This window comes from Niallia alba (assembly GCF_012933555.1).
In the GTDB taxonomy this organism is placed as follows: domain Bacteria; phylum Bacillota; class Bacilli; order Bacillales; family Cytobacillaceae; genus Niallia; species Niallia alba.
Genome location: NZ_JABBPK010000001.1, coordinates 2904324 through 2918743, shown reverse-complemented (window position 1 = coordinate 2918743; position 14420 = coordinate 2904324). Strand labels below are relative to the sequence as shown.

The following is a 14420-nucleotide window of genomic DNA, read 5'->3' as shown; positions in this document are numbered from 1 at the left end:
CTCTTTGCTATATGAATATCATACGCTTATCATTGCTATTCGTAAAATACATACTTATTATAGTTAATATAACTAAAAGTTATAATGGGTAGCTTCTAATCGAACGGGAAAGGAATTCATTCATTATTAAGAACAAAGTCAATGAATCTTCTGCTAGCTACAGATAAATACCGATCCTTTTTAGTTATAATCACCAGTTCCCAATTCGTTACTGGTTCTAAGTCAATAAATCGTACTTGATTATTGTTTGCTCGATTGCAAATAGATTCTGGAAGTATCGAAATTCCCAGGTTTGCGGCAACAATCTCAACCATAAAGTCCCATTGGGAGCTCTTAAAAATAATGTTTGGCTCAAATCCTTCTTGAATAAATTTTCGTCTCATTATTTCATACAAAGCGAATTCCTCACTGTAGAAAATAAATTCCTCTGCTTTTAATTCTTTCATATGAACCTTTTTTCTATTTGCAAACCGATGAGATTCAGGTACAATTAATTTCAACGCTTCTTTTACAAGGGGAAAAATATGAAAGGAATCATCGGTTAAAGGAAGTACCGCAACACCCATCTCGAATTCACCCTCTTCGACACTTTTAACAACTTTGGCAGCCCCATACTCTCTAATATTAATTTGGATGTTCGGATATGCTTTATGAAAGGCAGCGATTATTTTTGGGAAAAATAAACTACCGATAATCGGCGGGAGGCCAATATTAATATTACCTCTCGTTAAATTCGTCATATCGTGCAGGGTAAATGACATTTCTTCTACTTGGGCAATGATTTTTTGTGCATATTCGAAAACAACAGAACCAGCATCCGTTAGCTCATGGGTTTTATTGGAACGGTGAATTAAAGTTAAACCGATTTCTGATTCTAAACTTTTGATTGCTTTGCTTAGAGCAGGCTGGGATATATGAAGTTTATCAGAAGCTTTTGTCATATTTTTTTGTTTAACAACTTCTACAAAATAATGCAGCTGTCTTATTTCCAATTGTATTCCTCCTTTTATGATGGAAAAGGGCTGTCTCACTTTAAGAGACAGCCTTCCAACTTATATATACTGTTTAAATGCCTGGAAAATGGTTATTTTGGTATTTTTTTCAGTAGGGATAAATTTCTGATCATCGATCCGATAAACATAGTACCAGCTCCTCCAAAAAGAAGGATTAATAAAGTTTGCTTGCTTATAAGATCAAGTGGATAGAGAACACTACCTAAGATTGCGAGAAAACCAATTAACGTTAAAAACCAACCAAATTTTGTCATAATAAACTTCCTGTCTTTAAAAATATATTTAACTAATTACTTATTTTACGCAAATCAAGAGGGAAGTACAACTATTGTAGAATTCTTTTTTATCGAATTTGTTAAATCTAACAGTTGCCATAAGATTATCCCATTTCTAACGGCCAGTAAGACTCCAGCAAGAAGAGCAGGAACAAGGTAATGAAACTCTTCCCTAAAGGTCCAAAAAGTAACCTCCAATGAGTATAGAAATACTTATTATTCTTATTTTTTTTGTTTTTGAGGAGGATTTTAGGTTTAAACCTAATAGGAAGGTGGTATAGATAGATTATCAACTTAAGAAAGGTGTGTACATCATGAGCATTTTTCACGAGTCAAAAGACAAGATAATTTTTACGCATAATTGGAAGGATAACTTAATCGCGCACAAAAAGTACGAAAATCTCTATAAAAAAAATCATGCAGAATTGATATATAGTAATTTTTACCGCACCAAACCACGCAAACAAAATGAAAAAAATAAAAGACTAGGGTGGACTGCATCCTAGTCTTTTTTATGCTTCGATATAATTATAATTGCTAATATTTTATTGAGCCATAGATGTTTCTTTCAAATAGTCAGAAAAGACTTTTTCCACAAGAGTTTGTTCTTGGATGTCATCAGAACTATGTAAATCCTTAATACAGACTACGTAAACTGATTTCACAAATAAGTGAAGTGCTTCATCATCGCTTAATTTCTGGATTTTCTTAATTAGTTGATGATCAGTAATGTAATTAACGATACGACCAAGGAATTCCTTCGGGTAATCTTTTGGCTGTTTGCCTGTTTCTTCTTGAAAAATTCCCCCTTGTCCTTCAATTTCGACATGACGTATTACTTTTTCTAATTCTTGAATACTAAATATCTCCATTGATCATACACCTCTTTCCCTCTAGTATTATAACAGGCTATTAAACAGTAGTAAATTGGTGTTTTTACACTATTTGAAAATGCTTTGTTTTCTAGTGTTTCAAAGGTGTTATATAAAAGATTCAGAGAATGTGATGATAAGGCTTTTTTACTATTAGTTAATGGCTATCTAACTATAAAATTACGTAAAAACTCCACAAAAAAGCGAATCTAATGGTACAATAGTTTTTATAAATTTAACTTGTCCTTTTTCTAGTAATAATGAAAAGGAAAGAAAAACAAGTGTGACAAAAAGGAGAAATAATGGATAATAATAAAATGTATCATATGGTAAAAGATTTTCATGAAGCATTTGGCCATGTAGTAGGAACAAAGCCTACTGCTATTGATGAAAAAACAGCTGTTAATCGAGCTGTTTGGACAGGAGAGGAATTGGTCGAATTTTTATATGCAACGGCAGAAGGAGACGAACATACGTTTAAAGTATTATATGAACAGTTTTTAACGGGATTAAACAAAGCAGCAGATAAAATACTTACAGAAAAGAAACCCATTGATGATAAATTAGTAGCACAAATGGATGCATTAACAGATGTAGAGTATTTTAATCAAGGAAGTTTTGTCATTGCTGGGGTAGAACCATTTGCCCTTTTCCAAATTGTGCAAGAGGCAAATATGGGAAAGTTATTTGAAGATGGTAAACCAAGATTCAGAGAAGAAGATGGGAAAATTATTAAGCCGCCAAATTGGGAAAAAGATTTTGCTCCAGAAGGCCGGTTGAAAGCAGAAATAGAAAGACAAAGAAAAAATAAATAAAGAAAAGGAGGATGGGACATAACTAAATAGATACTCTGTAAAGACGAACAATTTCTAATATAGCTAGTAAATAGCGGCTGCTTTCGCATACTTTTTACAAGAGGAAATATAATTAGTTGGAAAAACAGAGCAGCCGGAATACACGAAGACTCCCTCCGGAAAAGTTGATATACCAACGTTTGTAGTAGATTATTGGTGAAATAAAAAATTTTTTTTAACTTATTTCAGACTTATCACAGGTGGTTTTCCCCATTTTATAAAATAACTGGGAATGAAGAAGACGCTTCGCTAGAGTCAATAGGGATTAATTGACAAAGGTACATTATTTGATGCACTTTGGTCTCTACTATTCTTACGAGAACGTACCCTCCCATGTCTCTTAGCGTCGCGCGCTTACATTCCTTCGTTTGGTTTCATCATAAGGTAGAGGCTGGCATCCTGCTCCTATATAGACTCTAAGTCATATGTCTTTTTATAAGCCAGCTACTGTGTCATCTTGTGAATTATTTTTTACATTAAGCTCTACCTTGGATATGTTAGGCGGGGAAGACGGAAATATCCTGTCTCATCCGTTCTCCATCAAACAAAACTTCTTGGTGACTTAACCCATGAAATACTTTCAATAGTTTACTACAGAGTATAACAAGTGCTTCTTTTTTCTTTAGTGGATTATTTGTCCTGGTAATATAATATTGATATAAATCGTGAAAGACCTTATTGTTTCGTATTAAAGGGAGTACTGCCCGATAGAGAAGCGATCGTAGTTTTCTTCTCCCTCGCTTTGAAAGACTTTTTCGACCAATATACTTTCCAGAAGAATTTTCTCGTAATGTTAATCCCGCTAATTTTATGAGTTGGCGTGGATGTTGATAATTCTTTAGAGATCCTACTTCTGACAGTAAATCAATCACTGTCTCTTCCCCAATACCCGGAATCGATAAGAGATAGTGAAATTCAGCTAGGTCTTCCACCATGTCTTTTAATTCTTGATTCACTGTTTCTAACTGATTTGTATATAGTTCATATTTTTGTATCAACATAACAATTTCCAGTCGTGCCATTTCAACGCCTTCTGTTAAGCCGATGGATTGTTCTGCCGCCTTTATTAATTTGGCTATTTTGGATCTTGCTGGATAGGCCAGCTGTTCTTTCTCTCGATAGAAAGTGATCAACTCTTCTACCTCTCGTCCTACTAAGTCTACTGGTAAAGGCGTCTGTTTTAACACCGCACAAGCATTCTTTCCTAACTCCTTAAAAGCAGTATAAAATTCAGGGAAATATCGGTCTGTCCATCGAATGATCTGGTTTTTTACTTTCGCTATTTCTTTCTTCACACTCCCCCGAATAGAAGATCCTTGTCTAAGTTCTGCTTCTATTCCTTCTAGCTTGCGAATAGAACTAAAATAGCCGTTTGTGATTAATTTGGCAATAACTCTCGCATCTTTCTTATCATTCTTTGTTTGGAGATTGTCATCCATTTCCTTCGATCGTTTTACATGTAAGGGATTCACAATGACGTAACGAATGCCTTTGGAGGCAAGAAATGCAGCGAGATTCATCCAATAATGACCTGTAGGTTCAAAACCGATCAAAAGATCCTTCTTTCCCTGTTTCTTCATCAATTGATGTAAGTGAATATAAAATTGTTGAAAGCCTTGATTAGACTGATGGACGGCGAAGGATTTACTTAATTCCCGTCCTCTATCATCCACTGCACAAGCATAATGCGTTCTTTTTGCTATATCAATGCCAATGATAAGAGTAGAATTAGTGACTTGATTTATTTTTTGATTACGTTTATTATTCATAGTAGATTCTCCTTGCTGCGTATTGATTGGCGTTGATACATGCATCATATAGGAGTATCTTTTTTTATGCAAGCCCCTAAAACTACCCCCACAGGAATGCTCCTATGGGATTAGCGAGACAGTCTGAGACCCTGCAGGCCACAGGCCGAAGCGGCTCAGCGCGAGCCCCATGGAAAGCGAAGTGTATTCCGGCTGCGGGGAATCGCACCAAACTTCATGGAAACATCCTTTGAAAAACAAATAAAAGCCCGAACAATTATACGGAACATTCATTAGCATCTTCGTATAATTGTTCGGAATTATCCTTGGCTGGAATACTTATGTCCCAGCCTCTTTATCCTACTCTTAAGGGGTAGTATGACTTTCAGCTCAATCGGAATGTAACAAATCATCCTTGGTTGATAAGGAAAACCCTTACTGATGGAAGTTTTCTTTATTTAAAGATTATTCTTTTTGAATACAGAAGTAGGGATTAATATTGTAGGGTTTCCAGAAGAATATGGACCCACTTCGTATTGTTGAAATATTAATTCAATCCCTTTGTCAGCTAAATAGAAGTTTGTCTGATTAGTTACTTTAAAATTAGTAAATTCCGAAGGATGGGAATAGAAAATTTCGGGACGTTTTTTCATATATGCCAATGCGTAATTTGTTACCTTCTCATACTCTACCTCTGAGGAGAAATAGTCGTCTAATGTTAATTGGTTCCCTGATTTAAGATCAAAATTATATGTCGTGATAACAGTATTACCGTGTGCACCGCCAGTAAATTGGTAATCACTTAATAAAATACTCAATTTATTGTTACTGTTATATTTAACCTGGTAGTTAGTAATATACTCATATTGGCATGTTGCTGGTGATTCTTTACACATGGGCTCTTTTTTTATCTTCACCATATCTTTCATTAATTTTTCATATCGATTATAGGAGTCTTGAATATGTCGAAAAAGAATTTTGTTAACTTTGTTTTGCGCTATATTATTAGGCGCACTAACAAGAGATGGATATTTTAAATTCTCTAGATTTTTGTATTGTTTTGTCATGACAACATTTGGTGTTTTTATTGCATAGGCAGATAGCGGTTGAATTGAAAGGATAAGGATCTGCATAACAATAATTAGTTGAATAAGTAATTTCGCTTGCTTGTTCATATAATTCTCCATTCTTCCGAGTATTAGTACTATTTTCTTACTAATGTGAATGGATATGTATGGTGATAATTGGAAAAACGCTAAACCATGTAGATTATTCCACATTTTTTAGCGTTTTTTCAATAGATTGTAGGTGCTCATTTAAATCATTTATAATCGTCATTTGCTGTTTGTGAATAGAAAGGCTGTTTTTTTCTACCTTTAATCTTTCAATCGCTCTTGCTTCTTTACGCTTTAGAAAACGTACTGTGATAAAAATAAGAAGCAATGGAATGAAAATATAAAGGATTAAGGTTGGCAAAGCTAAAAAAATTAAGCTCATTTTTTTCTCCCTTAATTTGTCTCGTTTAACATTTTTTCAATGTTGACAATTTTTTCTTTTACTTTGTTCAGTGTGTCTATCTGTTCTTTTTGATACGCTACATTTTCTTTTTCGATGTTTAGCTTTTCATCTGCACGTGCTTCCGCTCTCTTCATATATCTCGCCAGATAAAATAAAAAACCAAGTATGAGAAGAATCGGAAGTAGGATGATAAAGATATTAATAATACCGAATATCTCCATTTAATTACCTCCTAAATGATTTGATTACTATTCCTTTCTTTTCTTAATCGTGACACTGTCAGCCAAGTCTGTTATTAGTTCTTCTGTTAAAGGAAGATAAAATGGAATTAACTCATAGTACTTCATTGCTTTTCCATCCTCAGAAATTTCATGATGTCCATTAATCAATTTTGCGTTTTCTAATTTTTGTAGATGTAAATATAACAAAGGTCTACTGATTCCTAGTTCTCGTGCTAACTGACTGACATATTTTCTTTCTTTTTGCAAGATGGCGACAATTTTTAATCGATAAGGATTAGATAATGCTTCCAGGACGAGTAGTAATTGGTCTCCGTTTTTTATATGTTCCATATGTAAGTATTTTATTACAGGTGTAATTAAAAAACAAGAGACTAATTGGAAAATATCTTATGTTTTGCAAAGAAAGAGTAGAAAGAGGATAATTAAGTTTGAATTAGCAAAAAGAAAATGAAACTTTTAAAGTAATTAATCAGTACATAAATAAAAGAAGATGGAGGCTGATAAAATGGGTTTTTTAAATGGGCTAATGGGGAATGCAAGTGCAGCAGACGTAAAAGAATTAGAAAAGGAATTAAGCAAGGTAATTGGGTCAAGTGAAACAATTGAGTTAGCATATAAATTAGTAAGAGATCTGATTGTGTTCACTGACTTACGGTTAATTCTCGTTGATAAACAAGGATTGACAGGAAAAAAAGTCGAGTACTTATCTGTTCCATATAAAAGTATTTCTCGATTTAGCATTGAAACAGCAGGTCATTTTGACTTAGATGCTGAATTAAAAGTTTGGATTTCAGGGGCAGAATTGCCAGCTATATCCAAACAGTTTAAAAAAGACAGCAGCATATATGAAGTGCAAAAAGCACTCGCAAGTTATGTAGCAAAAGCATAATACAAAAGGAACAGTTCTGTAACTACAATAAACCGATACGGGACTGTTCCAAAAAAATATAGAAGGAATGTAATGTTCTTTGTGGAATATTTATTTAGTATAGTGGGAATAGGATAAAAGATTAGTGCATGCGGGGAGAAGGAAGGGAATTTGTTTTAATGAGGGGGAATAAAATGAATTCAGAAGCGAAATTCACAGGGAAGTCCGCATTATACGACCGTTATCGTCCAGGTTATCCAAAACATTTCATGACGGAGCTTATTACAGAGTATATCGGTAGCAAAGATCATTTTGTTATTGCAGATGTGGGAGCGGGTACGGGTATTTTTACGGAACTTATTGCTAGTATTGGTACAGAAATTATCGCGGTCGAACCTAATAATGATATGCAATCCATTTTAAAAGAAAGAATGGAAGGGCTACAACAGGTAACTTGTATAAATGCTTCTGCCGAAAATACTGGCATCTCTGAAAATAGTGTTGATTTAATAACGGTTGCTCAAGCATTTCATTGGTTCGATACTGCTGCTTTTAAAAATGAATGTGAACGTATTTTGAAGAATGATGGCTATGTGATGCTTATTTGGAATAGTCGAGACCATACGAGTAAGTTAAACAAAGAAACAGCAGAAATCTCAAAAAAATATTGTCCAAATTTCCAAGGATTTAGTGGTGGAATTAATATTGATCATTTGGATTTACAGCAATTTTTTACGAATGGTTACGAACATTATGCTGTATCAAATCCATTAAAAATGAGCAAAGAATATTTTATTGGCAGAAACCTATCCGCTTCCTATGCACCAAAAAAAGATGACTTTTTGTATGATGAATTTGTTGAGAAATTAGGATACTTATTTGAAAAGTATAGTAAAGATGGAACCATTTTAGTTCCGAATGACTTACATGTTTATGTAGGCGTTATCATTTAAGGTGTTTGGGAAGAAAACTGGTTTATCCACTCTTAACGGGAAGTAATCTAATTTAAAAACATATTGACAATTAATGAAGAAAAAATTACAATCAACCTTAATAAAAATGATGGCGTTGATAAGGAAAAGTAAATAAGGCAGTATTTTATAGAGAGCTTCCGATGGTGGAAAGGAAGTAAATGAACCTTATTGAAAATGACCTTTGAGCTTCGTACCGAAAACGATAAGTGAGTAGACTACGACGAGATAGGCACTCGTTATAACAGCAGCAGTATCTCTTTTTGAAGACGTACTGATTAGAGGCAAATAGTGCAAATTGTTTGCGAAGCTAGGTGGTACCACGGGTAAACTCGTCCTAATCTTTTTAGATTAGGGCGTTTTTTTATGTGTTTTAAAGAGAGGAGGAATTAAATTCGCTAGTGTATTTTTGAACAGATGCAGACAAATTCAATTGTAGGCAGCCGAATTAGACAAATTATTTGGGAGGAATAATGATGACAATATTAATAGGAGGCGCTTGGCCCTACGCAAATGGCTCTTTACATCTTGGACATGTGGCAGCATTACTACCTGGAGATATTTTAGCAAGATATTTTCGCCAAAAAGGAGAGAATGTCCTTTATGTTTCCGGAAGTGATTGCAATGGTACACCAATTTCCATTCGAGCACAGCAAGAACATATCACTGTTCAAGAAATTGCCGATCGATACCACCAAGAATTTCACCAATGTTTTTTGCAGCTAGGCTTTTCTTATGATCTTTATACAAGAACAGATGCTTGGCATCATCATCAATCGGTTCAGGAGATTTTTTTAGCCTTATTAAAGAATCAGTATTTGTACAAAAAAACGGTCGAGCAAGCTTATTGTCAAAAAGATAATCAGTTTTTACCTGACCGTTTTGTAGAAGGAATTTGTCCTCACTGTAAACAAAAAGCTAGAGGCGACCAATGTGATTATTGCTCAAGCATATTAGATCCTCTTGAATTAAAGGAAAAGCGATGTAAAATTTGTGGTGAGGAGCCAGTAATTAAACAAACAGACCATTTTTATTTTGCTTTTAGCAAGTTTCAAAAGGAGATGGAATCCTATTTAAAAGAAGCGATAGATAAGGAGCTATGGCGCGAAAATGCACTTGCCTTAACGAAACGATATTTACAAGAAGGACTTCCAGACAGAGCAGTAACTAGGGATTTACCTAATGGGATTGATGTCCCGCTAGAGGGCTTTGAAGGCAAGAAGATTTACGTCTGGATTGAGGCAGTCTCGGGATATTTAACTGCAAGTATCGAGATTTGTAAAAAGACAGGTCTTAATGTGGAAGATTATTGGAATGACAAAACGACTTCTTATTATGTACATGGAAAAGATAATATTCCCTTTCATACGGTTATTTGGCCCAGTATTTTGCTCGGGCTAGGGAGAAAATCTTTGCCAACACATATCATCTCCAGCGAATATTTGACATTAGAAAAAAGGAAGTTATCGACTAGCCAAAATTGGGCTGTTTGGGTCCCCTATATATTGCAGAAATATAATCCTGATTCCATACGCTATTTTTTGACCATTAATGCACCGGAAGCAAGAGACACTGACTTTTCTTGGCGAGAATTTATTTATAGCCATAATAGTGAATTATTAGGAGCATATGGGAATTTTGTAAATCGGACATTGAAATTTATTCAAAAAGCGTACAATGGTAAGATTCCGAAAAGACAGGTTTCCAAAAGCATTATTGCTGTAACGGAAGAAGTTTATCAAAGCTCAGGTCAATGGATTGAAAAAGGAAAAGTAAAAAAAGCACTAGAAGAAATCTTTTCTTACATTCGTTATGCCAATCGATATTTTGATCAAGAGAAGCCGTGGGAACAAGTGAAAACGGAAAAAGTGGCTGGGGAAATTACTTTAGCCAATTGTACTTATATAATTGTAAATTTAGCACAGCTTTTAGAACCTTTTGTGCCGTTCTCCACACACAAGATTAGAGATATGTTAGGGATTAGAAAAGTGGAATGGAAGCAGCAACAAACACTTCCGCCTGAAATAAAGTATGTCATCCCACTCTTTGAGCGATTGGATGTAGAACTAATAGAAGAAGAGCTACAGATATTGCTAGAAGGAGCAAAAAATAAGGACTAGATGTTCTTTTACTAATAACATCCCTTTTCCAGTAATTCTTGGAAAAGGGATGTTTTGTTTAATGAAGTAAATCGAATACGCTGTAGAAAATTGCTGTTTTTTCAGGAAAGATACAGGAAAATGGCTAGCAGCTATCGAATAAAAAAGTATTATTGTTTTGTTTTTAACCTTTTTATAAAGCATGGAATATATTATGTTAAATACATTACTTTGTACGGAAGCTTGACTATTCGGCAATATATTCATTGTTATGGAATAGACTAGAGTAAATAAACAAAGAGTGAAATGTAATGACGTTTGTAGTAGCTGGAGTGAAGTAATAAATAAGTAGGAGGGAGCGGAAATGAAGTGGACTGAGTTTGTATCACAGGGAAAGAACAGAGTCTTACCAGTTATTGTTGAGGTATACGGGAAAAAATACCCACATTATGCAAGTAAGCTTTATCCCATATGTTATACAAGCTTTAATGATTTAGGTATTCTTTTTACACCTTGTGGATTGTTGAGAAGAAAAAAGAAGCGGAATTTGCAAACGGTTCGTTATAAAGAAATTGTTTCAGTAGAATTTAATGTGCAACGTGTCCCAACTGTTTTTTTATACCTTTTAGGATCATCGCTTCATTTAGATATTATTATTCACTTAAAGGATTCTTCCACTTTGCATTTGGAGAGTGAAGATATTAGCCTTTTTCCGGAGTTGGTTAAGCTATTAAAGAAACACAAAGTGTTTATTAAAGATCCTTTAAAGCTTCAATCGATTCTCAAAGAGCAACATACAATGGAAAAGTTTTATAGCTATTTAGATCAGCATTTAGAAACAGACCCCCATCATAATGGCAGAGAGCCGAAAATAAAATAAGAACGGATAAGTTTAGATCTTCCTTTGGTCCAATGCTTCTAAGATAGCTATTGTGTTTTTATTGTAAATGGAAACAGAAAAATGCATGGCTGGTACAGTCATATGTCTTCGATTTGGATTCATGTTTTGTTTTCTTTTTAATGTCATATCTGAATTGCCTCATTACTTTTTATATACAGGTTTTCCATTGTTTTAGTGTTTTTATACAAATATTAAGTAATTGTAATGTAGTCTACGCTGTTCTCTAACTTTTTACTCTTTTTCTTGTGATACAAAAAAAAAGCAGAGTCTTAGAAAATGAGTAATTTCTTTCGTAAAGAACTCTTCTCATTTCCATAGACTCTGTTTAATTATGCCCGTTTAGCTAGTAAGTTTAATGCTTTTTTATTCATGTCATGAATATCTTCAAAAGTTTCTGACACTGCTACCGTCATTTTTCTCCTATTCGGATTCATTGATTTTTTTGGCTGTTTCTTCGATTTATTGAATGGGGTAGGAGTGGGAGCAGTTGCAGCGTTTTTTTTGTCTGCCATATCAATTCCTCCTTTTTAACAAAATTTGATGATGAAATTCTTGCACAAGCTACTAATCTCCAAAACTATAAGTTTATTAATTGTGAAAAATGCTCATGCTTTTTTATCTATATATTATTATACTACAGAACATCTAAAATGGAGACTTAAACCATGTACCAATCAAAAATTTGTGCGAGGTTAAGGATATGGGAAGCATCAATTCCGTCGACTTCCACAAAATTTGAACTAATTCCTATCAACATATTATAACTTTCCCCATAATATGCAACGATAAAAACATTCTTTGCCCGTTCTTCTTCATTTGTACCATGACTTGGGTCTTTTAAAGGGATACTTTTCCCATCAAGCAGGTATTGGACCATGCTATCTCTTACTTCTCTATCTACAAAGTTAATATTATAACAAATTTCTACACTATTAAAAGCTGCTTCTAGGTTGCGTTTTAATTCATCAGCACTGGCACTTATGGCAAATGGAAAAATTGCAATATGAAATTGAAAAGTGTCTGCGTATAGATTTAAATAGGCTCGTAGTTCATCTTTATATTGGCGCCAGTGTTGGGGAGGATTGCGATCCATAAAATGATCAGCAGTTCTGGAAATAACTTCGGTAAAGTTCTGGACTTTTTTTGCGTTGTAGCCTAAAACTTCTTCATTTTTGCGAATTGTTTTACGTATGTAATTGCTATGCTGGAATTCTGTGTTCCAAATCTTAAGAATGTCTGGTGTTTGAAAAACGGCTATATCAAGAAAAACAGCCGCACAAACAAAAGACAAAATCGTTTTCCAGTCAACAATTTGAAGTTGATCTGAAAAGATTCCAAGACAGATTAAAAGAAAAAACAATACATAATATGATTTTCGAATCGCCTGAAGATTCTCTACGTATTTATCTGTTCGCCACCAAAAATAGATGAGTGAAAGCACGATCAACAAGATAACTGCAGAAATAAAGCCAAAATAGATTGCTGTCAAAGGTTGTCCTCCCAATATTTTCATATCTATTATTATAGCATGCATTCAGTATAGGAATGAATATTAATAAAAATGAAATCGTTTTCTAATCTCAGGCGTATAGATAGTATCAATGCAATCATTATCCGATATTTCCCCTAGGCTAATTCTAGGATTTCTATTATAATAAGAAAAAAATGGTAAACCGAAACTTAGTAAAAACGAACATAGAAAAGAGGAATAGGATGTTTCCAATATTAGAGACAGAAAGACTGATATTAAGAGAGATTGAAAAAGAGGATGCTGCAGATTTATTTGCCTATTTTTCTAATGCTGAAGTAATGCGCTATTATGGCCAGGAGGCATTTTCGAGCATCGAGCAAGTCGAAACAATAATTGGGCACTTTTCGGAAAGTTTCCGAAATCATCGAGGGTTAAGATGGGGCATGCAAATAAAAGGAACTTCCCGACTTATTGGCACACTTGGTTTAAATAATTTAGTTCTTTCCCATAAAAGAGCGGAGATTGGATACGAAATTCATCCCGATTATTGGCGAGCTGGATATGCTTCAGAAGCGGTAAGAAAAGTTGTCTCCTACGCATTAGAAGAGCTTCAATTAAATCGGCTAGGAGCGATGATTTATTTAGAAAACGAGGCATCAAATAAACTTGCTCAAAAGCTTGGTTTTCAGCATGAAGGCATTTTGAGGAAATATTATGAACAGAATGGGAAGGCATTTGATATAAATGTATATTCCATCGTTAAAGACGCCTAAATCTGTATGATGGGATGAGAAAAGTGGAATCTAGAACAACGATCTATTTAGTCAGGCATGCACACTCCGTATACTCCTCAGATGAATTAGGTAGACCTTTATCGGAGAAAGGTATATCGGATGCTAAACGAGTAGCAAAACGAATGGAAATGGAATCTGTCGATATCGTTTTATCAAGTCCATATAAGAGAGCGATCCAGACAGTAGAAGGAATTGCAGAATATTTCCACGCAGACATCAAGCTTATCTCCGATTTTAAAGAACGGGTGTTAGCAAAAGGATCTATTAGTGATTTTGATACTGCAATCGAAAAAGTATGGAAAGAAGAATCTTTTGCCTGGGATGGAGGAGAGTCTAATCTAACTGCACAGAAAAGAGGTGTCCGAACATTATTTCAAATACTAAAACAATATGAAAATAAAAGGATTGTTATTGGTACACATGGAAATATTATGGTTCTAATGATGAACTATTTTTCAAAGGAATATGATTATCAATTTTGGGAAAATTTACAAATTCCGGATATTTATAAATTAATATTTGATGGTAATCGATTAATAACTGTACAGAGAAGGTAGTGTCAAAACTTCTATGAAAAAGTAACCTGAAGTCTTTTTCTTCTTTCCTTTTTGAAGTGGAGAGGCTCGCAATCGCTCTTGACAAACACACCAATGGTTTGAATTCAGGTTATCAAGGGCGAAGGGGACAAAAGAAGGCATGCCAAATAAGCCCTTGTTTTTTTCCATTTTAAACCATTGGCAAGTTCGGTTTGTCAAGAGTTCGCTCCGCCGATTGCTGGTTCAGGGCTCAGCTAA

18 protein-coding genes and 1 other annotated feature are annotated in these 14420 nt (G+C 34.4%); of the genes, 7 read left to right on the top strand and 11 right to left on the bottom strand.

The genetic code is table 11. The annotated features are described in order from the left end of the window. Positions 1-116 precede the first annotated feature (116 nt). The 3 genes from HHU08_RS14025 to HHU08_RS14015 all read right to left on the bottom strand — a co-directional run bounded on the left by HHU08_RS14025 (position 117) and on the right by HHU08_RS14015 (position 2160). Positions 117-992 carry a LysR family transcriptional regulator gene (locus tag HHU08_RS14025; RefSeq protein ID WP_169188711.1) on the bottom strand — a complete coding sequence of 292 codons (876 nt, stop codon included), beginning with the start codon at positions 990-992 and terminating at the stop codon, positions 117-119. Between the two features lie 92 nt (positions 993-1084). Beyond that, positions 1085-1267 (bottom strand): hypothetical protein, encoded by a 183-nt coding sequence (locus HHU08_RS14020; protein WP_016203913.1) that lies wholly within the window; start codon positions 1265-1267, stop codon positions 1085-1087. 566 nt (positions 1268-1833) lie between these two features. After that, complete coding sequence (locus HHU08_RS14015) at positions 1834-2160, bottom strand: hypothetical protein (protein ID WP_016203912.1); 327 nt, start codon at positions 2158-2160, stop codon at positions 1834-1836. 302 nt (positions 2161-2462) lie between these two features. Between HHU08_RS14015 and HHU08_RS14010 the strand changes: the two genes are divergently transcribed. Next, positions 2463-2975 (top strand): pyrophosphohydrolase domain-containing protein, encoded by a 513-nt coding sequence (locus HHU08_RS14010; protein WP_169188710.1) that lies wholly within the window; start codon positions 2463-2465, stop codon positions 2973-2975. 536 nt (positions 2976-3511) lie between these two features. Here the strand turns inward: HHU08_RS14010 and HHU08_RS14005 are convergent. The 5 genes from HHU08_RS14005 to HHU08_RS13985 form a co-directional block, all read right to left on the bottom strand. Then, positions 3512-4783, bottom strand: coding sequence for an IS110 family RNA-guided transposase (locus HHU08_RS14005; protein ID WP_169188709.1), 1272 nt, complete (start codon positions 4781-4783; stop codon positions 3512-3514). A 437-nt stretch (positions 4784-5220) separates the two neighbouring features. Then, the gene (locus HHU08_RS14000) at positions 5221-5937 is read right to left on the bottom strand and encodes a DUF3298 and DUF4163 domain-containing protein (protein ID WP_169188708.1); all 717 of its coding nucleotides are present in this window, start codon (positions 5935-5937) and stop codon (positions 5221-5223) included. Positions 5938-6031: 94 nt separating this feature from the next. Continuing rightward, complete coding sequence (locus HHU08_RS13995; RefSeq protein WP_016203909.1) at positions 6032-6259, bottom strand: hypothetical protein; 228 nt, start codon at positions 6257-6259, stop codon at positions 6032-6034. A gap of 11 nt (positions 6260-6270) precedes the next feature. Continuing rightward, positions 6271-6501 (bottom strand): hypothetical protein, encoded by a 231-nt coding sequence (locus HHU08_RS13990; RefSeq protein WP_101731041.1) that lies wholly within the window; start codon positions 6499-6501, stop codon positions 6271-6273. Between the two features lie 27 nt (positions 6502-6528). Continuing rightward, the gene (locus tag HHU08_RS13985) at positions 6529-6852 is read right to left on the bottom strand and encodes an ArsR/SmtB family transcription factor (RefSeq protein WP_016203907.1); all 324 of its coding nucleotides are present in this window, start codon (positions 6850-6852) and stop codon (positions 6529-6531) included. 175 nt (positions 6853-7027) lie between these two features. On the opposite strand from HHU08_RS13985, the gene HHU08_RS13980 reads away from it, so the two are divergent. The 4 genes from HHU08_RS13980 to HHU08_RS13965 all read left to right on the top strand — a co-directional run bounded on the left by HHU08_RS13980 (position 7028) and on the right by HHU08_RS13965 (position 11340). Then, a complete protein-coding gene (locus HHU08_RS13980) occupies positions 7028-7411 on the top strand; it encodes a PH domain-containing protein (RefSeq protein WP_016203906.1) in 384 nt (127 codons plus the stop codon). Between the two features lie 173 nt (positions 7412-7584). Beyond that, a complete protein-coding gene (locus HHU08_RS13975) occupies positions 7585-8343 on the top strand; it encodes a class I SAM-dependent methyltransferase (RefSeq protein ID WP_016203905.1) in 759 nt (252 codons plus the stop codon). A 106-nt stretch (positions 8344-8449) separates the two neighbouring features. Next, positions 8450-8704: a binding site (T-box leader), on the top strand. Positions 8705-8837: 133 nt separating this feature from the next. Next, positions 8838-10481 (top strand): methionine--tRNA ligase, encoded by a 1644-nt coding sequence (gene metG / locus HHU08_RS13970; RefSeq protein ID WP_169189686.1) that lies wholly within the window; start codon positions 8838-8840, stop codon positions 10479-10481. Between the two features lie 343 nt (positions 10482-10824). Beyond that, on the top strand, positions 10825-11340 hold the full coding sequence (locus HHU08_RS13965; protein ID WP_016203903.1) for a hypothetical protein: 516 nt from the start codon (positions 10825-10827) through the stop codon (positions 11338-11340). Between the two features lie 12 nt (positions 11341-11352). On the opposite strand, the gene HHU08_RS25500 is transcribed toward HHU08_RS13965, so the two are convergent. The 3 genes from HHU08_RS25500 to HHU08_RS13955 all read right to left on the bottom strand — a co-directional run bounded on the left by HHU08_RS25500 (position 11353) and on the right by HHU08_RS13955 (position 12850). Continuing rightward, complete coding sequence (locus HHU08_RS25500) at positions 11353-11487, bottom strand: hypothetical protein (protein WP_263479859.1); 135 nt, start codon at positions 11485-11487, stop codon at positions 11353-11355. 203 nt (positions 11488-11690) lie between these two features. Further along, complete coding sequence (locus HHU08_RS13960) at positions 11691-11873, bottom strand: hypothetical protein (protein WP_016203902.1); 183 nt, start codon at positions 11871-11873, stop codon at positions 11691-11693. A 146-nt stretch (positions 11874-12019) separates the two neighbouring features. Next, positions 12020-12850, bottom strand: coding sequence for a type II toxin-antitoxin system SpoIISA family toxin (locus HHU08_RS13955; protein WP_016203901.1), 831 nt, complete (start codon positions 12848-12850; stop codon positions 12020-12022). Positions 12851-13074: 224 nt separating this feature from the next. Here HHU08_RS13955 and HHU08_RS13950 point away from each other — a divergent pair, with 224 nt between their 5' ends. Beyond that, positions 13075-13605 (top strand): GNAT family N-acetyltransferase, encoded by a 531-nt coding sequence (locus HHU08_RS13950; protein ID WP_169188707.1) that lies wholly within the window; start codon positions 13075-13077, stop codon positions 13603-13605. Positions 13606-13628: 23 nt separating this feature from the next. After that, on the top strand, positions 13629-14183 hold the full coding sequence (locus HHU08_RS13945) for a histidine phosphatase family protein (protein ID WP_328823013.1): 555 nt from the start codon (positions 13629-13631) through the stop codon (positions 14181-14183). The last annotated feature ends 237 nt before the right edge of the window (positions 14184-14420 follow it).